Genomic DNA, 19584 nt, shown 5'->3' on the forward strand with positions numbered 1-19584 from the left:
AAAATTAATAAAAATGATCAATAATGCTACAATGTCTGCTTAACCTTGTATTTTATAAATAACATTTAAATTCAGTTATTTCAGAGTATAGTATGCAAGCTGAAAAATTGTAGGAACACGCTCAGCTATGAATAATCAAATACAAATCGATGAGCAAGCGTTGATCGAAGTAAAAAATTTAAGCTTTAATCGTGGTGATCGTGTTATTTACGACCAAGTCAATTTAAAGATTCGTAAGGGGCAAATTACTGCCATTATGGGGCCTTCAGGGACGGGGAAAACCACGCTTCTTAGACTCATTGGGGGGCAACTTGTACCTGATGCAGGCGAGGTCTTGTTGGATGGCAAAAATATTAGCCAAATGAGTCGTCAGGAATTGTTTAAAGCTCGTGCTCGTATGGGGATGCTCTTTCAGAGTGGTGCCCTTTTCACTGATATGACTGTCTATGAAAATGTAGCTTTCCCTATCCGCGCCCATACTCAATTGCCTGAACATTTGATTGCAGAACTGGTCGCTTTAAAACTCGAATCTGTGGGATTACGTGGCGCTGAGCAAATGATGCCTTCTGAGCTTTCAGGGGGGATGAATCGCCGTGTGGCGTTAGCTCGTGCAATTGCACTAGATCCAGATTTGATTATGTACGATGAACCATTTGCTGGTCAGGATCCCATCGTAATGGGGGTTTTAACCCGATTGATTCGTTCTTTACGAGAAGCGTTGGACCTAACGACTATTATCGTGTCTCACGATGTTGCTGAAACATTATCGATCGCAGATTACATTTATGTGGTTGCGGAAGGTAAAGTACAAGGCGAGGGCACACCTGATCAGTTAAAGAATCATAGTTCGCCTTTCGTCCGTCAATTCTTAACAGGTTCGGTCGAAGGTCCTGTGGATTATCAATTTAGTCATCAAGCGTATTTAAGTGATGAGGTGCGTACATGAATGCGATAGCCTCACTAGGTAGACGCGTTATAGAGCGTGTTCAAGGTATTGGCGTTGCAGCCATTATGCTAGTTCAAATTTTATTTTCGATGCCGACTTGGATTGGAGTCAAACTCTTTATCTATCAAATGTACCGTGTTGGCGTATTATCATTGCTTATCATTGTGGTGTCAGGACTGTTTATAGGTGCAGTCTTGGGTTTACAGATGTATAGCATTTTGGTCACTTTCGGCAGTGAAGCGATGCTTGGTGCAGCAGTTTCGTTGACCTTGTTGCGTGAACTTGCGCCAGTGGTTGCTGCACTTCTTTTTGCGGGGCGTGCAGGATCTGCTTTAACCGCCGAAATTGGTTTGATGAAAGCGACTGAGCAATTGTCTAGTATGGAAATGATCGGTGTTGATCCACTTAAACGCATTATTTCACCACGTTTATGGGCGGGTATATTTAGTTTGCCTATGCTTGCCGTAATTTTTGCTGCTGTGGGGATCATGGGCGGAAAAATGGTCGGTGTGGATTTTTTAGGTGCTGATGAAGGTTCGTATTGGAGTGGTATGGAAAGTGCCGTTCAATTTTATAAAGATGTCTTTAATGGCACGATCATCAAAAGCTTTGTATTTGCTTTAATCTGTACGTGGATTGCCGTATATCAGGGGTATTCATGCGAGCCTACATCAGAAGGTATTGCGACAGCAACAACAAGAACGGTAGTGTATTCATCACTATGTGTTTTAGGATTTGATTTTGTTTTGACTGCGGTCATGTTTGGAGGTGTGTAATGAAATCACGTACGAGTGAGCTCGCAGTTGGAATATTCGTGATTCTATTTGGTTGTGCATTATTTTTCTTGGCAATGAAAGTAAGTGGCTTAGCTGGGACAAATTTAAAAGATAGTTATAGCATGACGGCAACTTTTGATAACGTGAATGGTATTAAACCACGTGCTAAAGTTGCACTGAGCGGCGTAAAAGTAGGTGAAGTTGAGTCAATCACATTAGATCCGTTAACACGTCTTGCAACAGTGAAAATTAATTTAGATGGTGAGCTGACATCTTTCAATGATGAGCAACTTAAAACTGTGCAAGAAGGTGCTTTAGAAGAGTTGCGTTATAGCAGTGACTATGAAGCTGCGACGCCATCGCAACAAAAAGAAATGGAAAAGCAACTGATCGCTAACATGAACTCCATCACCAATATTGATGAAGATGCTTACATTATGGTAGCGACAAATGGCCTACTGGGCGAGAAGTATCTCAAAATTGTTCCAGGTGGTGGTTTAAATTATTTAAAACGTGGTGATCAAATTGGTAACACACAAAGCACAATGGAAATCGAAGACTTAGTGTCTAAATTTGTGACAGGTGGTGCTGGTGACTCAGCTGCGAAAAAAGATTCAAATGATTCATCAGATGCAGAGACTGTGGAATTCACAGATGAAACTGCTTCTTTTGTTGAATGATTAAATAGAGGAAAAATAAATGAATACGTTCGTAAAGCAAACACTGACTGTTAGCGTTTTATCGACGATGATTGCGAGTACAGCATTTGCTGCACCTACGGAGACTCCTCCTGCATTTATCAAAAAAGTAGCTGATGGCTTAATTTCACGTTTAAAAGCAGACCAAGCTAAGTTGCAAAATAACCCTGCTGCGGTACGCGCAATTGTTCGTCAAAATTTAGATCCATATATTGATTCGCAATCATTTACTCGTATCGTGATGGGAACTTATGCGACGAATCAATATAGTAATGCTGCTCAACGCGCACAGTTTGAGAAGAACTTCCGTGAAACATTGATTGAAAACTATGGTAGTGCTTTCTCTAAGTTTTCTAATCAGACATATACAATTCGTCCGTATAAAGCATCTAACACTAAAAACCCTGTTGTAACGATTGATTTTATTAACAAGGGTGAGAAGATCCCTGTATCGTTCCAATTGGCTGATAAAGGTGATCAGTGGAAGATTCGCAATATCAACGTTTCTGGAATTGACCTAGGTTTGCAATTCCGTAATCAGTTTGCTGCTACGGTGAAGCGTAATGGCGGTGATATCAATAAAGCAATTGCAAACTTTAAGCCTGATGCTGAAGCTGCAGTTGAGAAAAAATAACAGAGAACAATTGTGATTTCACTCAAAGATCAAGAAATTATGGTTTCTGGAAAAATTAGCTTCGACAATGCTGAGCAGTATTATCAACAAGGTTTAATGTTGATTCAGCAGGCAAAGCAGTTTCCACTTACTGTAAATTTATCAGGTCTTGAACATGGTAGTACTCTGGCGCTAGCTGTTTTAGTGCGTTTATTGCGTCAAGCACCTGGAACATCGAGTTTGCAGTTTAAATCTGTGCCAGAAAAAATGATGAAAATCATTCAATCTTGCCATTTAGAAAATGATTTAAAATTGATTTGATTGAAAAATAAAAAAGCACCTTAGGGTGCTTTTTTATCGCTTTAAAATAGTAATTTACTCAACAAAAGGTACTTCATACGTTGTTTAAAAAATGCGACATCAAAGCGTACTCAAATCCATTTTTTCCATCTAAAATAAATCAGTGGTCCAAATAAGAACACTAGGATAATCAAACTGACAACAACAAAGCTCGTCGTTCCTTGAGCAAAGGGCAGTACATCAGTGTTCATACCATAAATACTGGCCACCAACATCGGGGGAGCAAGCATGCTAGGTAAAATCGAGAATCGACGAATCGTATCATTCTGTTCAGTATTAATGAAACCCGAAGTGGTATCCAATAGGAATCGAACCTTCTGGAACAAGAATGCATCATGTTCTACTAATGAGCGAACATCCTCACTGAGTTCTCGAATATCAGCATCATAAATATGACTGCCTAAGGCACGGGGTCTTGCTAAGAAGGTCAGAACGCGGCGTAAGTCAATTAAACAGAGTTGCGCTTTACCCAACATATCTTCTTTTTGAGCAAGACGGGTAATCATATCATCGAGATCAAGAATTTGTTCACGGTGGCGAACATTCAATACTTCTGTAGAGTAGAGTTCTAGATCCTTGTGGATATCTTCTAAGATATCCGCAAGCTCATCGAGTTTAGCTTCGAGTAAACCCAAAAGTATCCAAGTCGGATCTTTATAGTCAATGTCGTAATCATTACGGCGAGCTCGTGCTCGAAAGGCACGGAAAGCAACGAGCTTTTCACCACGTAAAGTAAATAGTCGATCTTTATGTAGAATAAATGCAACGGTTTGAACCGTTCCTAACATATTAGATGACTCTTCAGGGTCACCATCGACTTGGTAGTTTTTATTTTTCGTTAAAAAATACGTACTGATATGTAAAATGCCATCATCATCACGGTAGAATCGTGCAGATGATGAAATATCTTCTAATGATTTTAGTGTTGGAAGATTTTGTTTATAGGCATCTAAAACCCATTCTTGCTCATCTTGAGAGGGTGCAATTAAATCGATCCAAACCAATTCAGGGTGTAAATCAAACCCACCATTGATCGTTGCATCTTCTAGACTACCGCGCTCTGTGGCATAAAAGGCTTCAAGCATTTTATCTTTTCTCCCTTGCGCAGTTTGTGTGTGAACGATGGGTGTATTTTAGACAAGGATGCCATGAAAAAAAACCGATTCCATCATTAATTGGGTTAAAAAACACAGAACATATCATTTTAATTGTTGTTATAAAAACTTAAGGCTAATTTTAAATGAATTCTATTGCAATATTTTGTGGTTCAACATTAGGTTCCGATCCTGTTTATGCTGATGCAGCAAAGAAAACAGGGAAATATTTAGCGCAACAAGGCAAGACCTTGGTGTATGGTGGCGGTCGTTCAGGATTGATGGGAATTGTTGCGGATAGTGCATTAGAGGCTGGTGGAAAGGTCATTGGCGTGATTCCACAAGGATTGGTGGATCGTGAATTAGCACATCCAAATTTGACTGAACTTCACGTTGTTACCAGTATGCATGAGCGTAAAACGCTGATGGCAGATTTGTCGGATGGTTTTATTGCCTTACCGGGTGGTGCAGGAACAATTGAAGAAATTTTTGAACAATGGACATGGGCGCAACTCGGTATTCATCTTAAACCCTGCGCATTTTTAAACATCAACGGATTTTATGATGGTCTATTACAATTCATTCAACATACGACAGATCAAGAGTTTACTCGAGCTCGCTTTACCAATGCATTAATCAATTCAACTTCAATCGAAGATATTGTGTCAAAATTCGAGTCTTATCAGGCACCACAACCGAAATGGGGTGTCCAAGATCGAGAAGATTTGGTGAAACTAGATACATGAGCAAAATCATTACTGTCGCAGCAGCGATTATTTCCAATGAGGATCAGCAGTTGTTGTTGGTTCGAAAAAAGAATACCCAGTTTTTCATGCAAGTTGGTGGGAAGTTAGAGGAGAATGAGCCTTCTGAAGACACGATTCTGCGAGAAATTAAAGAAGAAATTGGCGCTGAGGCAGTAATAGATCAATATATAGGTCGTTTTGAAACCAAAGCTGTAAATGAAGCGGATCATCAGTTGATTAGTTATCTCTATCGAGTTCAGCTTAAACAAGAGCCTCACATTCATGCAGAAATTGCTGAAATGAAATGGATCGATTTAGATGATGATGCTACGCCTTTAGCACCGTTAACTCGAGAAATCGTGATTCCTTGGTGTAGGCAGCATTTTAATGCCGATTAAAACTCAAAGTGACTGTGTCAATATTCTGCGGCTGCAATGCATGCGATCTGAATGTTCTGACATCCGAGCTTTTCTAGTGCATTGGCCAACGCATTGACTGAACTCCCTGTGGTCACGACATCGTCAATAATCAGGATATTTCTAAACTTTCCTTTTTCTGAACGTATTGGTTTGAATTGAGATTGAATGTCTTCTATCCTTTCTACACGTGTTAAGCCTTTCTGTGAGTGTTGTGCTGAACGTTCAATTGGCTGCCAAATGGGTATTTGCAGTTTTTTGGACAGAATTTTTCCGATGACCATCATTTGATTATAACCACGCTCTTTCAAGCGCTCGTTTGAAATAGGCATAGGTACAATCGCTTGAAAACGTTTCAGTTTAAGTTCTAGCAATGTGTGTGCTAGAAAAGTTTGATAATGAAGTTGTTGTTCATATTTGAATAAATGAATAATGCGATCTATAGGAAAGCTATAGTCGAAACAAGCATAAATATTTCTTCCATGTCGATGAATGAGTGAAGGGCTTTTCCATGGGAGCATTGTCCAACAGTCATCACATAGTCTGTGGGTTTGAGTTGGAGAGAATCCGCATAGTTGGCAAGCGCGTCGTGATAATAATGTGTGATAGAGGTTATGAATAGGGCTTAGCATCATGGCTCAAGTTATTTTTATTGTGAGTATCTATGATTATAACTGAGCTCGTTGATTAAGGAACATATTAAACATACGCATATCTAGGCGCTTCTGGTAACCATCGTTTAAGCAGAGCATCCGCTTGATTTGGGTAATCTTTTAAAATTTGATTCGCGACATAGTGCGCTTGAGTTAGCAGATGGTCATCCCGTTCCAATTTAGCCACGCGAAAGCCTATGTCTCCAGTCTGTTTCGTTCCTAACAGTTCGCCTGGGCCGCGGATTTCCAAATCTTTTTCTGCTATTAAAAAGCCATCATTGGTTTCACGCATAATGCGTAAACGCTCTTGTCCATTCTGCGATAAAGGACTTTTATATAATAATGCGCAAAAACTTGCTTTAGCACCTCGACCCACACGGCCCCTTAATTGATGTAGTTGAGATAGACCCAGTCGCTCCGCATTTTCAATGACCATGATGGATGCATTTGGTACATCCACTCCAACTTCGATCACGGTTGTTGCGATCAGCAGTTGTAATTGATTGTCTTTGAACTGTTGCATGACAGCTTGTTTTTCATCAGCTTTCATTTTGCCATGAACCAAACCAATATTGAGGTGCGGAAAGCGTTCTTTAATCTCCTGATAAGTCGCTTCAGCAGCTTGAGCATCTAGCGTCTCTGATTGTTCCACTAATGTACAGACCCAATAAGCCTGCTTACCTTCAGCGCAGTTTGTCGCAATACGCTGCAGGACCTCTTCACGACGATCGAGTGGAATAGTGACTGTTTGGATTGGGGTACGCCCTGGGGGTAACTCATCAATCACAGAAGTATCTAAATCTCCGTACGCTGACATTGCTAACGTACGTGGGATAGGCGTGGCGGTCATGACTAACTGATGTGGTGTCGTATTCTGTGCCCCTTTATTTCGTAATGCTAGACGCTGGTCAACTCCAAACCGATGCTGTTCATCAATGATGACAAGACCCAATTTATGAAACTGGACGTTATCCTGAAATAGTGCATGAGTGCCGACGACCAATTGGGCAGAGCCTTCTCTAATCTGCTGTTCTGTAGCAGCGCGTGCTTTCCCTTTTTGTTTGCCTGATAACCAAGAAACTTGGATGCCGAGTGGTTCGAACCATTTTTTAAAATTTAAATAATGTTGTTCTGCGAGGATTTCAGTCGGTGCCATAAGAGCAACTTGCCATCCCTCTTCGAGTGGATGACATGCCGCAATGCCTGCTACTAAGGTTTTGCCTGCACCTACATCACCTTGCACCAGTCTGAGCATCGGTTTGTTTTGTTTAAGATCTTTCACAATTTCATTTGAAACACGTTTTTGAGCATTCGTCATTTTAAAGGGAAGTGTGGAGAGAAGTTGTTTGGCAAATGTTCGACTGGCTGAAAATGCAGGTGCGGAGATCTGTTGAATGTATGCACGACGAGTCAACAAACTAATTTGATGACTGACTAATTCTTCAAAGATGAGACGTTGCTGCGCAGGATGCTGTCCTTCAGCCAGTTGCAACATATTGGCATTGGTGGGAGGGTGATGAATATATTCTAGTGCTTCTTTTAAAGCATACCCATTGGTAAATTTTGCAGGAATCAGTTCTGGTAAATCATGGGCATGTTGTGCTAAAGCTTGTTTAATATATTCGCGCAGTTTAGATTGAGAGAGTCCTTCCGTTGATGGGTAAATTGCGGTTAGCTGCGTTTTTGGAAGTGGTGTATGTTCAGTAATCAATTGAATTTCTGGGTGATACATTTCTAGGCCACGAGCGCCTACTCGGACTTCACCAAACACTCTTAAACGATTTCCAGGCTTTGCGCGATCCATCAATGCTTTATAAATATGATAAAAACGTAAGGTGACTTTTCCAAAATCATCTTGTATTAATATTGCCATGGATTTGCGTTTACCGGGCGGCATATCCATTGATGCGACAGTGCCTTCAAGTAAATAGCTTCGACCTACTTGAAGTTGATTCATGGGCACAATAGTACTGCGATCTTCATAATCTCGAGGCAGATGAAACAAAAGATCATCCGTATTCCAGATATTTAATTTTTCGAGTAAAGCGGCAGCGGCGTTTCCTACACCTTGCAACTGATGGACTGCAGTCATGTCCCCTCAACTTTGCTTAAATTGAATTTATAACACTAGAGAATAGGTCTTACATGCATATTCTATTTATCGGTTATGGTAAAACATCGCAACATGTTGCTAAACAATTATTTCAACAAGGACATCAAATTACCACAGTCAGTTTAAGCAGGAAAGATCAAGCAGGTGCTATGCATCTTCAACAAGATATACACCAACTTGATTTATCGACATTGTCGCCTATTGATGCAGTATACGTGTTGATTGCACCCAAAGATCCATCACTAAACGGGTATAAAGCAGCTTTCATAGATGCGATTCCACATATGAGAAATCAGCTGGCACTGCATCCTATCCAAAAGATTATTGTTGTCTCATCAACACGCGTTTACGGACAAGATCAAGGGGAGGAGATTGATGACCAAACAGAGATCAATCCGAAAGATGAGAAAGCATTAGTGTTAGCCACAATGGAGAAACTTTGGCAAGAAGCCTTCCCACAGCAATGTATTATTGTGAGACCCACTGGTATTTATGGCGTATCGGTGAAGAGAATGATGCAGCTTGCTCAAAATACAATGACCTATCCCAATGTGCATTGGTCGAATCGAATTCATATCGAAGATTTAGCGGGTTTTCTTGTCCATTTACTTCACGTGGAACATCCAGAAAAAACTTATATTTGTAGTAATAATCAACCCATTCCATTACATGAAATTATTCTGTGGTTCCAAAAGCAGTTAAACATCCCTCCATTAAAATTATTGAGTGAGGCACAGCATGGAAAGAAAATTTATGCCTCTCGAATGTTAAGCACTGGTTTTAAATTGAAACATAATCAATTTTTTAAGGATTATCGAGAATTCATTTAGGCATAAAAAAACCCTCGCTGGGGAGGGTTTTAGATACTATTTTTTCTTGCGTTTTAAGCGTTTTTTGGCTTGTTGATCAGCAACTGCATCCAAAGCTTCTTTGAGCTCTTCATCGTTAAATGAAGTGATATGTTGCAACATTTGTAAGGTTACATCATCTAGTACCAAGTTGGCATATTGAGCAACCTCTTTGAATTGTGCATCAAAGACTATTGCGCCTTCTTCGTTATTACTGATATAGCCTTGTTGAGTCAGAACTTTGATAAAACTTTGGAAGAGCGCTTTATCAAAGAATTCAGGTGAGTTGAACTCATAAAGTACAGATAAACGCTGACCTAATAGATGGCTTAAATCTTCGACCTGCTTGGTCGTAATATTTCCAGAGCCACGTTGAGTAATTAGGGCAAGTGTCATGTAGTAGCGTTCAATACTTTGCTTCACTGGAGCAGCAAGCACGACTAACTGATTGTGTTGTTCAGAGTTAGGTGCAGGGCTACATAAATTTCCATGTTCATCAATCGTAATCAACTGTGCTTCTACCAGACCTTGAACATAGTTACAGATCTGTTCTTTAAGCTCATCCGTATTCCACTTAAGGAAAAGTTCAGCTTTCAAGAATGGATAAAGTGTACGAATGACATTAATCAAATCGCCCTGTGAAATTTTACCATTGTGCTCGACCATCGCAGCAATCAGTGATGGCAAGACATAAGCATGCAAAATATTATTGCGGAAATATGTCAGTAATACTGCTTGACCATCTTCAATCGCAATGATGTCGCCAAGGACATGTTTTACACGCTTAATCAACTTGAGTTTTAAACCATAAGCAATGATTTCTTTACCAGACAGTGGTGTGATTTGAACTCGATGATCATAAGGTAAAGCTGTTAGAAGATTGCGATAGGTATCTAACTGTTTAATACAAATCTCTTCATCAAGCGTGTGCTTGGAAGTCGATAGAAGAATAAGTGACAATAACGAAACTGGGTTGATAACAGCAGCACGGTTAATATTTTCAAGAATTGCATTTGCTGAGGTGTTGACTGCATCAGAAACTTCTTGAGGAATCGGGTCATCATTCTTCTCAATTTTGATATGTTCAGCACCATGCTGTTTCAAAATCTCATCAAGGAAGACGGGTTCACCAAAGTTTACGTGTACTTTACCGAAGATGCGTTCAATCTTTCTTAAGGTTTGTAAAATACCAAAGATAGATTCGGCCTCTTTAGGCTTACCATTCATTTCACCGACGTAAGTTGCACCTTCCATCAGGCGTTCATAACCAAAATAGGTCGGGACAAATACAATAGGTTTAGCACGACCACGCAAATGACTATGCACAGTCATTGCCAACATACCTGTTTTCGGCGGTAATAAACGTCCAGTACGTGAACGTCCACCTTCAATAAAGTATTCTAATGGCGTGTTGCGCGATAGGATACTGTATAGATATTCTTTGAATACAGTGGTGTATAACGCATTTCCACGGAAGGTTCGACGTATAAAAAATGCACCGCCACCACGTAAAAGCTGTCCAACGAATGGCATATTCAGGTTATCACCTGCAGCAATGTACGGTACCATCATCCCACGCTTATAAATCACATAAGAGAGTAATAGGTAGTCAATATGGCTACGATGACAAGGTGTATAAATAATTTCGTAGTCTTTCGCTAATTCACGAACTGTATTGAAATTATGTACTTCTACGCCGTCATAGAGTTGAGTCCAAAGACGCGTCAGGGCTTGTTCTGCAAAACGTACGGTTGCATGAGAATAGTCTGATGCAATTTCATTCACGTAGCCGATCGCACGGCGCTCAGCTTCAATCAAACTGATTTTAGAGCGAATACTTTCTTTGCGAATTCCGTCCTGAACATCTTGAGATTTAATCAATGATTGCATCACGTTTCGACGATCTGACAAATCTGGACCTAATACAACTTCACGCTGACGATCTAGATAATCATTGAGTTGATTGACGATATATGTTGCAGGAGACAAGTTTGGATGTGTTACACGTGCGTAATCTACCAATTCGCGCAGTGATTTTGGTTCATGAAATTCAAGAAAAGATTGGCGACCATGTAAACCAATATTCATCAGTTGTTTAACAGTACTTGGCGTTGCCCAAGTGTCCGTAAATAGCAATTTAAATAATGAATCTTCTTTGTCCGGTGAGCGGCCCCACAATACAGTCACAGGTATAAGTTCAATATCAGTATCTGGATGCTTATCCAATATCTCGATCAATCTGAGGAGACGAGGTGGAAATGCATGGGGTGGCGGATTAAGTAAGTTTGTTTCATCTTGGTGTTGTAAAAATAATACAGCAGCTTTCTCTTTATGGTCCCCGATCATGAGTGGGTCAAGTGCTGGCGCGAGATTTAATCGACGAGTTTCGCCGTCAACCACTAACGCATTACTACGCGAGTAATTTTGTAATACATAGCACACCACTTTTTTGTGAGTCGTATTATTTTCAGTGGGTGGTGTTGAAGGTTGGGTTTCAGTAGGAACCTCTCCAAGAACATGCGGTGTTACTACGAGGTCAAGCAACTTACTGGAAAGTCGACGATACATTTGACCAAAGCCATTCTTGGACATACATACTCCTAGCCAAAGACGAATTTCGCATGACGCGAATGAAGGCAATTATTTTCTTAAATCTGTGATCAAAACAATATGTCATTTTCTAACAAAATGCACAGAATTTGGATGAATTTTCGTTAATAATCGTATTTTTAGCCAAAATATCAAATTTGTTTTATGACAATATAGTCAAGCAAAGTTTAGTTGTTTACTCGGAAATTATGGCAATATAGAGATTGAGTCATTAAATTGGAAAATCTGTTTAAATTCAACAGGCCCAATTTAATGTCGTAGCAATGAAATATATAGGTCCGATATGAATCAGCTCACGCAAGAACTCGTAGATTTACTCACGCTAGAAAGACTTGAAGAAAACATTTTTAGAGGCAAAAGCCAAAATTTGGTTGGCAAACGTGTCTTTGGTGGGCAAGTTCTAGGTCAAGCGTTACGTGCTGCTTCATATACAACTGATCGCCCTGCACACTCATTGCATGCATATTTCTTATTTGGTGGAGATGTTAATGCACCCATTATTTATGAGGTAGATCGAATCCGAGATGGGCGTAGTTTTGTGAGTCGCCAAGTTCGTGCGATTCAACATGGCAAGACGATATTCATGTGTATGGTATCTTTTGCAGACCAAGAAGAGGGTCTCAATTATCAAGTTGCTGAACCCGAATACCCGCCAGTAGATGGGTTAAAATCTGAAGCTGAACTCAAGAAAATGATTGTGGATTTTGTACCAGAGAATGTGCGTGCCAGCTTTATGCGTGATCGTCATGTTGAAATTAAGCCTGTAATGCCAGTGAATCCATTCCAACCACAACCTGAGGCACCGTCTTACGCGCACTATATTCGTACACATGATCGTTTGGCTGATGATGTAGATGAAAACGCATTACATCAGGCGATCGCTGCTTTTTATTCAGACTTTACTTTGATGACAACCGCGCTACGACCACATGGACTCAGTTATATTTCACCGAGTTTACAGTGTGCCAGCATTGACCATACCATGTACTTTCATAAACCATTTCGTGTAGATGATTGGATGCTCTATGACATGGAGGCAACGATTAGTGCAAGTTCAAGAGGATTGAACTTTGGACGAATGTGGCAAAATGGACAATTGGTCTGTAGTACAGTACAAGAAGGTCTAATTAGAATTCGTGAAATCGAAACGCAATAAGATAATTGATCTATGCTTCAAGCCAAATCTTCAGATTTGGCTTTTTTACTTCATATTTGTATTTATAAATTATTAGTTTCGGTTGCAAAGCTAACAAGAAAAAATGATCGATTCTTGAAGTCGCTCATGGCATAGTGCGACTAATAAATCAAAATGAAAAGCACAGGACATGAGTCTAAATACGCAAATTTTAATTGCTGCAATTTTAGGTGTGGCTTTTGGCATCTTGTTAAATGTATTCCCTGATACAGCATTTTTTAACGGAAGTTTATATGGCTTAGGGATTGCCAGTAGTATTTTTATTGGTCTACTTAAACTATTACTGATTCCTCTAATTTTTAGTTCTATTGTTGTCGGAGTTTCCAATCTGCAGACTGGTGGCCAACTTGGTAGAACTTGGAAAATTACCCTTGCTTGTTGTGTCACAACCACAACGTTGGCGCTGATTTTAGGGCTTGCGTGTGCGCATCTTTTCGAGGTCGGGAAGGGTGTAGACATCACTATTTTTCAAGAGACCATGAATCAGCATCAGACGCCTGATACTTTGACGCCCTCGAGTTTTTTTACCAACTTTATCCAAAATACACTAATAAACCCGTTTAAAGCATTTGCTGAAGGTAATGTGTTAGCCGTTGTCGTTTTTGCACTTTTAATTGGGGTGGCTCTCGTTAAAGGTGGTGAAAAATTTAAAACAGTGAAAGCGTTGAGTCAGCAATTTTTTGAAATCATGATGTTGATGATTGGTTGGGTGATGAAGCTCGCACCAATAGGGATTTTTGCGTTACTGGCAAAGCTAATCGCGACGGAGGACCTATCCGTTCTGAGTCGATTAGCAGAATTCGCAGCAGTAGTCACGGGAACGACCATCTTTCATGGTCTTGTTGTTTTGCCTTTGTTGCTCTGGATTTTCGGGAGAATGAATCCAATTACATTTTTTAAGGGAACACGAGCAGCCTTGATTACGGCGTTTGCTACCAGCTCAAGTTCCGCAACCATGCCGCTATCAATGAAGTGTGCTCAGGAAAATTTAGGAGTAAGGCCTCAGACTGCAGGATTTGTGATCCCTCTCGGGACACAGTTGAATATGGATGGGACGGCATTATATGAGGCTGCGGCGGCGCTGTTTATTGCGAATTTAATGGGGCTTGACTTAACGTTAGGACAACAATTGATTGTGTGTGCGACAGCAATGATTGCATCTTTAGGGGCACCAGGTATACCTAGCGCAGGTATGGTTACCATGATTATGGTTTTACAATCAGTTGGACTTCCAGCAGAAGCAATCGCGATATTATTGCCGATTGACCGTTTGTTAGATACCGTTAGAACAGTGGTGAATGTGCAGGGGGATATGATGATTAGTGTTGTTGTAGATCGTTACACGAATCCTGATCATGAACCCATGGAAAAAAATACAGCTTAAAGATTAGATCAGATAAAAAAAAGCAGGGTGATCCCTGCTTTTTTGGATTGAATATATTATGCAACTTTTAGCGCTGCACGTTCCGCTGCTGGTGATTGATTTAGATAGTTAATCGCATCTTCAGTTTTTGCTTCATGAACAGGGTCATACCAAGGCATTAAATAGCCGAGTTGTTGAGAAACAAGCCAGAATGGGTGAGGAAGTAAACCATTGTCTTTTTGGGCAATTCGTGCCCATTCACGCCAAATCCAAGGTTTGTAAACAGCTGGTTTAATTGATTTAAAGCGAGGGTCTTGACCCATAATATGAGCAGCACCATCAACCCATAAACCTAATACAGCAGCAATCACAACTACACTTTGATAATAGCGAGAAATATAACCACCGCCGAGATGACGATATAAGTCAAATGCAACGGTACGGTGTTCAATTTCTTCAGCGCCATGCCATTTTACGAGATCGAGCATATTGGCATCAGCGCCCAATTCACCCCATTTTTTGTTGTACAAGGCATATTTGCCGAGGACACAAGTCATATGTTCAACGGTAGCAATAATACCTAATCTGAATAAATCCCATTGATGATCTAAGGCTTTTGGGACGTTTAGACCTAAAGGTTTATCTGCTAAAAGTTTTCCAAAAAGAAAGTCCATAATATCGAGGTTACGTTGAATATCGATATGACGTGCGCTGAGATATTCTTTATTCGCTGAATTATGTGCTTGAGCGTGCATCGCTTCTTGGCGAATAAAAGCTTTCACATCTTCTGCAAGTTTTTCATCAGTAATTTTGGGTAATACTTTGTTGTACAGACGACAAAACCAAAATTCGCCTGCTGGTAAGATATTGTTAATTTCATTGATAAAATAACTAACGAAAGGCTGATTTGGAACCCAATCTACTGGTGTATCCGCCCACTCAAATTTAACTTTACGAGGTTTGATGTGATACTCAATAGAAGATCCAATCTTACTATTTCTTAATCGAGACAATAATTTCATCACACTTTCCTGAATTTTTGTTGTGATTACCATTTTTCAGTATAAAAAAATGCCCTCAAATAACCTTAGCATTTGAGGACATTGATGTATCAATTAGTGAATGTAATGATTTAACCATTCGGTAGGGTGGATACTATTCGGCTTTGTTGGATTCTAGTTCGGTTGTTTCGCTTGGTGATTCATCATCTTCTTGAATAACATGATCAAAATCTTCATCGATGTCTGATTCACTTACTTCAGGAATTGCACTTAGATCAAATCCGTTAGGCTGCTCAAGCGTAAAATTTAAACGACCAGCAATAACGCTTGCGAGTTCTTCAAGACCTTGCTTATTGAGGGATGAGAACAATTGGATAGAGAAGTTAAGCTTCATTTTCTTTAGTTGAGCTTTGACTTCTTGCAATGCTTTGGAAGCTGGACCACGATTTAACTTATCTGATTTTGTTAATAAAACATGGACAAATAATTTACGTGAGTAAGCCCATTCTAACATCATGACATCGAAATGTTGTAAAGGGTGTCGTATGTCCATCAACAGTACAAGCCCTTGTAAACTTTCACGATGAATGAGGTAGTTTTCAAGCTCTTTTTGCCAAACGATTTTCATGCTTTCAGGTACAGCAGCATAGCCATATCCAGGAAGGTCAACTAATCTTTGTTCGGCATTGCCCATGCTAAAAAAGTTAATCATTTGTGTGCGACCAGGTTTTTTAGACGCACGTGCAAGTTGTTTTTGATTGGTTAATGCATTAATCGCACTCGATTTACCAGCATTCGAACGACCTGCAAAAGCAATCTCAAAACCTGTGTCTTCTACACATAAATTCAGTTTTGGTGCACTCATTAAGAATTCGGCTTTGCGCAACCAGTTGAGCGCTTGAACCGAATATTCAGTAATCGCTGGATCGGCTTTTTTCTCATAGCTGATCTTTTGCTTTGGGGCATTTGACGCCTTACTGTTTTTCGACTTTCCTCTGCTGTGATGCATAGCTCAACTTCAATAACTCAATTTACAATCAGCTATTATAAAGGAAGTCGCGCATGCAAGCGAATACTCAATCGAATTGAGTCAATCTATGGTGTAACTTGAATGAAAGGAATGGGTGAGTCTGAATTGAATTTTATACCTGAGGTGGGTATAACGTCCTTCAGTTTAAATTGATCTAAATGCTGATAAAACTGTTTGACTGCATGATCTAAAATGCCTTTTAAGCCACAGTCACTTCTTAATACGCATGGTGGGTTATGACACTCTACAATTTGCTGATCGCCTTGAAGTGTTCTCACTAAAGTCCCTAATGAGATATTCAGAGTTTGAGGGGCTAGACGTATACCGCCACCTTTGCCTCGAGTGGTCATTAGCCAATTTTGTTTTGCCATAAAGTGAACGATTTTCATGGCGTGGTTTTCTGAGACCTGCAATTGGTTTGCCAGTTCTGCAATGGTATAAGGCAAGTCGCGAGGTTGTGCGACATACATCAATATACGCAGGGCATAGTCGGTAAATTTATTCAGTTGCATAGATCATCATAAAAGATAGCTTATTTCTATCTTAACATTGAAAGCCCCGCGAACGGAGCTTTCAATGATCTCTTAAAATCTTATTTCGGTTAAAGATTTAGATGAATTAATTTTTTAGTGGTGCAGATACCTCAACCACATCACCTACTTGATAGTGGTTTAATAAGATATTTGCCACAGAATATTCAGTTGCTTCATCTACCGCTTTTACTGTGATTTGATACTGGTCAGCTTGTGCAGCATCAAAGCTAAATTGTTGTGGTTGGCGAATCTCTTGCCCCGGTACTTGGACTCGCACCGAAATATATTCACCTGCTTCAGCCGTCGCAATGGTGTGACCGTCTTTGGCAGCTAAAGTTAAGGTTTTGGTATTAGCTTCAGCTTCAATCGCTGTAATTTTAAATTCACGCCAGCCAGCCCAACCGCCATTTTGTGCAGTCAAAGCTTCATATTTTGATTTTTCGACACCGATTAAAATGTCTGCCAATTGCATATACGCGTCTTTCCAAGCAGCAATCAGATCAGAGTCCATTGGCACATCTAATACTTCGCTGATTGAATGCAGAAGGTTTTCACCCACAATCGAGTATTGATCTGCTTGAATGTCTAAACTTACGTGTTTAGTGGTAATTCGCTCAATCGCTTTCGCCAAAACTGTAGGATTTTCAATATTTTCAGCATATGCCAAAACAGCAGCAGCTAAAGCACGTGGCTGACGACCAATACTTTGATGATCCATGTTAAATGTATTTTTTAACTCGGGGTTGTTGTTCAGCATGCGATTATAGAAATAGGTTGTAAGGGCAACACCATTCTCACGCAGGACGGGAACAGTCGCTTTTACAAGTTCAATATGTTGTGGCGTCATGAGCTTCAACTTTAGTTTTATTAAAAGATATATTTAAAATACATCTTTTAGGGTCGAGCTGCAATATGACTTGCATAGAAAACCTTAAAATAATTATGGGATATTAAAATATCCCATAATGAAGTTAAAAATGATGGGTAAAGGGAGGGCTATTTTTTTCCAAATAATGAGCCCAGTAGACCGCGTACGATTTTTTGCCCAGTGCTTCCGCCGAGGCTTCGTGCAGCACTTTTAGCAAACGTACCGACAATATCTTGGGTGAGTTTTTCGCGTTGTTTGGCTGCACGTTCTGCTTCTTTTTGTTGTTCACGGGCAAGGCGTTCTTGTTCTTTGGCTTGCTGTTTTGCGAACGCTTCTTGCTCTTTAGCAATTTGCTTCGCGTAGGCCTCTTGTTCCTTAGCTTGTTGTTTTGCTAATGCTTCTTGTTCGGCTTGTTGTTGACGCTGAACTACTTTGTTTTGCAGCATTTCAAAAGCACTTTCTCGATCAAGTACTTGCTCATAAACACCTGCAACCACACTGTTTGTCATGAGCGTCTTACGCTCTTCAAGTGTGATAGGTGTAAAAGATGAATATGGGGGCATAACCCAACCGCGTTCAACCATTTGTGGCGTGCCTTTCTCATCTAGACAGCTAATTAGGGCTTCACCAACTGCCAACTCCGTAATGGTGCCCTGTACTTTGAATGCAGGATTGGGTCTAAAAGCATCAGCTGCAGTTTTTACTGCTTTTTGATCTTTTGGTGTGAAGGCACGAAGTGCATGCTGAACACGGTTACCTAGTTGTCCTAAAACACTTTCAGGTAAATCCAGCGGATTTTGGGTGACGAAATAAATACCTACTCCCTTAGAGCGGATTAAGCGTACCACTTGTTCGATTTTTTCTTGTAAAGCAGGGCTGGCATTGTCAAACAGTAAATGTGCTTCATCGAAGAAAAATACCAATTTCGGTTTATTCATATCACCGACTTCAGGTAATTGTTCAAACAGTTCGGAAAGCATCCATAGTAAGAAAGTCGCATACAACTTTGGGGTATTCATTAATTTATCGGCAGCGAGCAAATTAATATTACCGTGACCTCGTGCATCGGTTTGGATAAAATCCATGAGGTCTAATGCAGGCTCACCAAAAAATTGATCACCGCCTTGATCGGACAGTGCTAGCAAATTACGTTGGATTGCACCCAAGCTGGCAGGAGAAAGATTGCCGTATTCTGCTTTAAAGTCAGCTGCATGCTCAGTCACATAAGTGATCATCGCCTTGAGGTCTTTAAAGTCGAGCAGTAAAAAACCTTGATCATCCGCGATGCGGAAAATCGCAGAAAGCACACCTTCTTGGGTGTCATTCAAATTCAGCATTCGGGCTAAAAGCAATGGACCAATTTCTGATACTGTAGTCCGAATCGGATGACCTTGTTCGCCAAATAAATCCCAAAAAACCACAGGTGATGCGCTAAATGGGATTGATTCAATATTGAGGCTTTTGATGCGTTCATCAAACTTTGAATTGCTTTCACCTGCTTTGGCAAGGCTAGAGACATCACCTTTTGCATCGGCTAAAAATACCGGCACACCAATACGAGAAAAGCTCTCTGCCAAGACCTTTAAAGTGACTGTTTTTCCTGTTCCTGTTGCGCCGGCAATCAAGCCGTGTCGATTTGCCAGTTGCGAATGTAAAACAATCTCTTGGGATGTATCTGAGGTTTTTTTTGCGATGACAATTGGTGTGCCCATAATTATTCC

General features: G+C 40.3%; 19 protein-coding genes. 10 read left to right on the top strand and 9 right to left on the bottom strand.

Annotated elements, in window-relative coordinates; genetic code table 11:
- Positions 1-127: 127 nt before the first annotated feature.
- The 5 genes from FTV17_RS09955 to FTV17_RS09975 are packed head-to-tail and all read left to right on the top strand — an operon-like array spanning position 128 to position 3354.
- On the top strand, positions 128-946 hold the full coding sequence (locus FTV17_RS09955) for an ABC transporter ATP-binding protein (protein WP_035265033.1): 819 nt from the start codon (positions 128-130) through the stop codon (positions 944-946).
- Positions 943-1722, top strand: a complete 780-nt coding sequence (gene mlaE, locus FTV17_RS09960; protein ID WP_035265034.1) for a lipid asymmetry maintenance ABC transporter permease subunit MlaE — start codon at positions 943-945, stop codon at positions 1720-1722. Before FTV17_RS09955 ends, mlaE begins: the two co-directional genes overlap by 4 nt.
- Complete coding sequence (locus tag FTV17_RS09965; protein ID WP_179999244.1) at positions 1722-2402, top strand: outer membrane lipid asymmetry maintenance protein MlaD; 681 nt, start codon at positions 1722-1724, stop codon at positions 2400-2402. Before mlaE ends, FTV17_RS09965 begins: the two co-directional genes overlap by 1 nt.
- 19 nt (positions 2403-2421) lie before the next feature.
- The gene (locus tag FTV17_RS09970) at positions 2422-3054 is read left to right on the top strand and encodes a phospholipid-binding protein MlaC (RefSeq protein ID WP_035265038.1); all 633 of its coding nucleotides are present in this window, start codon (positions 2422-2424) and stop codon (positions 3052-3054) included.
- 39 nt (positions 3055-3093) lie between these two features.
- Entirely contained in the window at positions 3094-3354 is a 261-nt protein-coding gene (locus FTV17_RS09975; protein WP_218945337.1) for an STAS domain-containing protein, read from the top strand.
- Positions 3355-3464: 110 nt separating this feature from the next.
- Here the strand turns inward: FTV17_RS09975 and FTV17_RS09980 are convergent, their stop codons facing one another.
- On the bottom strand, positions 3465-4478 hold the full coding sequence (locus FTV17_RS09980) for a CorA family divalent cation transporter (RefSeq protein ID WP_035265042.1): 1014 nt from the start codon (positions 4476-4478) through the stop codon (positions 3465-3467).
- Positions 4479-4633: 155 nt separating this feature from the next.
- Between FTV17_RS09980 and FTV17_RS09985 the strand changes: the two genes are divergently transcribed.
- Together FTV17_RS09985 and FTV17_RS09990 are read left to right on the top strand one after the other, a co-directional pair.
- The gene (locus FTV17_RS09985) at positions 4634-5233 is read left to right on the top strand and encodes a TIGR00730 family Rossman fold protein (protein WP_092768108.1); all 600 of its coding nucleotides are present in this window, start codon (positions 4634-4636) and stop codon (positions 5231-5233) included.
- On the top strand, positions 5230-5631 hold the full coding sequence (locus FTV17_RS09990; RefSeq protein WP_179999248.1) for an NUDIX domain-containing protein: 402 nt from the start codon (positions 5230-5232) through the stop codon (positions 5629-5631). The genes FTV17_RS09985 and FTV17_RS09990 overlap by 4 nt, the downstream gene beginning before the upstream one ends.
- A 17-nt stretch (positions 5632-5648) precedes the next feature.
- On the opposite strand, the gene FTV17_RS09995 is transcribed toward FTV17_RS09990, so the two are convergent.
- Positions 5649-6281: a phosphoribosyltransferase family protein gene (locus tag FTV17_RS09995; protein ID WP_179999250.1), complete on the bottom strand. Its 633-nt coding sequence runs from the start codon at positions 6279-6281 to the stop codon at positions 5649-5651.
- Between the two features lie 67 nt (positions 6282-6348).
- Positions 6349-8394, bottom strand: a complete 2046-nt coding sequence (recG, locus tag FTV17_RS10000) for an ATP-dependent DNA helicase RecG (protein WP_179999252.1) — start codon at positions 8392-8394, stop codon at positions 6349-6351.
- Between the two features lie 53 nt (positions 8395-8447).
- Between recG and FTV17_RS10005 the strand changes: the two genes are divergently transcribed.
- Complete coding sequence (locus FTV17_RS10005; RefSeq protein WP_179999254.1) at positions 8448-9245, top strand: NAD-dependent epimerase/dehydratase family protein; 798 nt, start codon at positions 8448-8450, stop codon at positions 9243-9245.
- Positions 9246-9281: 36 nt separating this feature from the next.
- Here the strand turns inward: FTV17_RS10005 and plsB are convergent, their stop codons facing one another.
- A complete protein-coding gene (gene plsB, locus FTV17_RS10010; RefSeq protein ID WP_035265057.1) occupies positions 9282-11855 on the bottom strand; it encodes a glycerol-3-phosphate 1-O-acyltransferase PlsB in 2574 nt (857 codons plus the stop codon).
- A gap of 301 nt (positions 11856-12156) precedes the next feature.
- Here plsB and FTV17_RS10015 point away from each other — a divergent pair, with 301 nt between their 5' ends.
- Both FTV17_RS10015 and FTV17_RS10020 read left to right on the top strand, forming a co-directional pair.
- On the top strand, positions 12157-13029 hold the full coding sequence (locus FTV17_RS10015) for an acyl-CoA thioesterase II (RefSeq protein WP_035265059.1): 873 nt from the start codon (positions 12157-12159) through the stop codon (positions 13027-13029).
- 169 nt (positions 13030-13198) lie between these two features.
- On the top strand, positions 13199-14452 hold the full coding sequence (locus tag FTV17_RS10020) for a dicarboxylate/amino acid:cation symporter (protein ID WP_179999256.1): 1254 nt from the start codon (positions 13199-13201) through the stop codon (positions 14450-14452).
- Positions 14453-14508: 56 nt separating this feature from the next.
- Here the strand turns inward: FTV17_RS10020 and FTV17_RS10025 are convergent, their stop codons facing one another.
- The 5 genes from FTV17_RS10025 to FTV17_RS10045 all read right to left on the bottom strand — a co-directional run bounded on the left by FTV17_RS10025 (position 14509) and on the right by FTV17_RS10045 (position 19575).
- Entirely contained in the window at positions 14509-15453 is a 945-nt protein-coding gene (locus FTV17_RS10025) for a metal-dependent hydrolase (RefSeq protein WP_035265065.1), read from the bottom strand.
- Positions 15454-15586: 133 nt separating this feature from the next.
- Positions 15587-16441 carry a ribosome biogenesis GTP-binding protein YihA/YsxC gene (gene yihA, locus FTV17_RS10030; RefSeq protein ID WP_179999258.1) on the bottom strand — a complete coding sequence of 285 codons (855 nt, stop codon included), beginning with the start codon at positions 16439-16441 and terminating at the stop codon, positions 15587-15589.
- 86 nt (positions 16442-16527) lie between these two features.
- Positions 16528-16974 (bottom strand): Rrf2 family transcriptional regulator, encoded by a 447-nt coding sequence (locus FTV17_RS10035; protein ID WP_179999260.1) that lies wholly within the window; start codon positions 16972-16974, stop codon positions 16528-16530.
- 106 nt (positions 16975-17080) lie between these two features.
- Positions 17081-17842, bottom strand: coding sequence for a globin domain-containing protein (locus FTV17_RS10040; RefSeq protein WP_179999262.1), 762 nt, complete (start codon positions 17840-17842; stop codon positions 17081-17083).
- 149 nt (positions 17843-17991) lie between these two features.
- On the bottom strand, positions 17992-19575 hold the full coding sequence (locus FTV17_RS10045; RefSeq protein WP_179999264.1) for a helicase HerA-like domain-containing protein: 1584 nt from the start codon (positions 19573-19575) through the stop codon (positions 17992-17994).
- Positions 19576-19584 lie beyond the last annotated feature (9 nt).

Origin of the sequence: Acinetobacter sp. YH12239 (assembly GCF_013417635.1) — a bacterium.
Lineage (GTDB): Bacteria > Pseudomonadota > Gammaproteobacteria > Pseudomonadales > Moraxellaceae > Acinetobacter.

Coding starts and splice junctions, on each gene's coding strand:
- FTV17_RS10015 (WP_035265059.1), top strand. CDS start 12,157: ATGAATCAGCTCACGCAAGAACTCGTAGATTTACTCACGCTAGAAAGA.
- yihA (WP_179999258.1), bottom strand. CDS start 16,441: ATGCATCACAGCAGAGGAAAGTCGAAAAACAGTAAGGCGTCAAATGCC.
- FTV17_RS09965 (WP_179999244.1), top strand. CDS start 1,722: ATGAAATCACGTACGAGTGAGCTCGCAGTTGGAATATTCGTGATTCTA.
- FTV17_RS10035 (WP_179999260.1), bottom strand. CDS start 16,974: ATGCAACTGAATAAATTTACCGACTATGCCCTGCGTATATTGATGTAT.
- plsB (WP_035265057.1), bottom strand. CDS start 11,855: ATGTCCAAGAATGGCTTTGGTCAAATGTATCGTCGACTTTCCAGTAAG.
- mlaE (WP_035265034.1), top strand. CDS start 943: ATGAATGCGATAGCCTCACTAGGTAGACGCGTTATAGAGCGTGTTCAA.
- recG (WP_179999252.1), bottom strand. CDS start 8,394: ATGACTGCAGTCCATCAGTTGCAAGGTGTAGGAAACGCCGCTGCCGCT.
- FTV17_RS09990 (WP_179999248.1), top strand. CDS start 5,230: ATGAGCAAAATCATTACTGTCGCAGCAGCGATTATTTCCAATGAGGAT.
- FTV17_RS09975 (WP_218945337.1), top strand. CDS start 3,094: ATGGTTTCTGGAAAAATTAGCTTCGACAATGCTGAGCAGTATTATCAA.
- FTV17_RS09995 (WP_179999250.1), bottom strand. CDS start 6,281: ATGCTAAGCCCTATTCATAACCTCTATCACACATTATTATCACGACGC.
- FTV17_RS10025 (WP_035265065.1), bottom strand. CDS start 15,453: ATGAAATTATTGTCTCGATTAAGAAATAGTAAGATTGGATCTTCTATT.
- FTV17_RS09955 (WP_035265033.1), top strand. CDS start 128: ATGAATAATCAAATACAAATCGATGAGCAAGCGTTGATCGAAGTAAAA.
- FTV17_RS10045 (WP_179999264.1), bottom strand. CDS start 19,575: ATGGGCACACCAATTGTCATCGCAAAAAAAACCTCAGATACATCCCAA.
- FTV17_RS10040 (WP_179999262.1), bottom strand. CDS start 17,842: ATGACGCCACAACATATTGAACTTGTAAAAGCGACTGTTCCCGTCCTG.
- FTV17_RS09970 (WP_035265038.1), top strand. CDS start 2,422: ATGAATACGTTCGTAAAGCAAACACTGACTGTTAGCGTTTTATCGACG.
- FTV17_RS09985 (WP_092768108.1), top strand. CDS start 4,634: ATGAATTCTATTGCAATATTTTGTGGTTCAACATTAGGTTCCGATCCT.
- FTV17_RS10020 (WP_179999256.1), top strand. CDS start 13,199: ATGAGTCTAAATACGCAAATTTTAATTGCTGCAATTTTAGGTGTGGCT.
- FTV17_RS09980 (WP_035265042.1), bottom strand. CDS start 4,478: ATGCTTGAAGCCTTTTATGCCACAGAGCGCGGTAGTCTAGAAGATGCA.
- FTV17_RS10005 (WP_179999254.1), top strand. CDS start 8,448: ATGCATATTCTATTTATCGGTTATGGTAAAACATCGCAACATGTTGCT.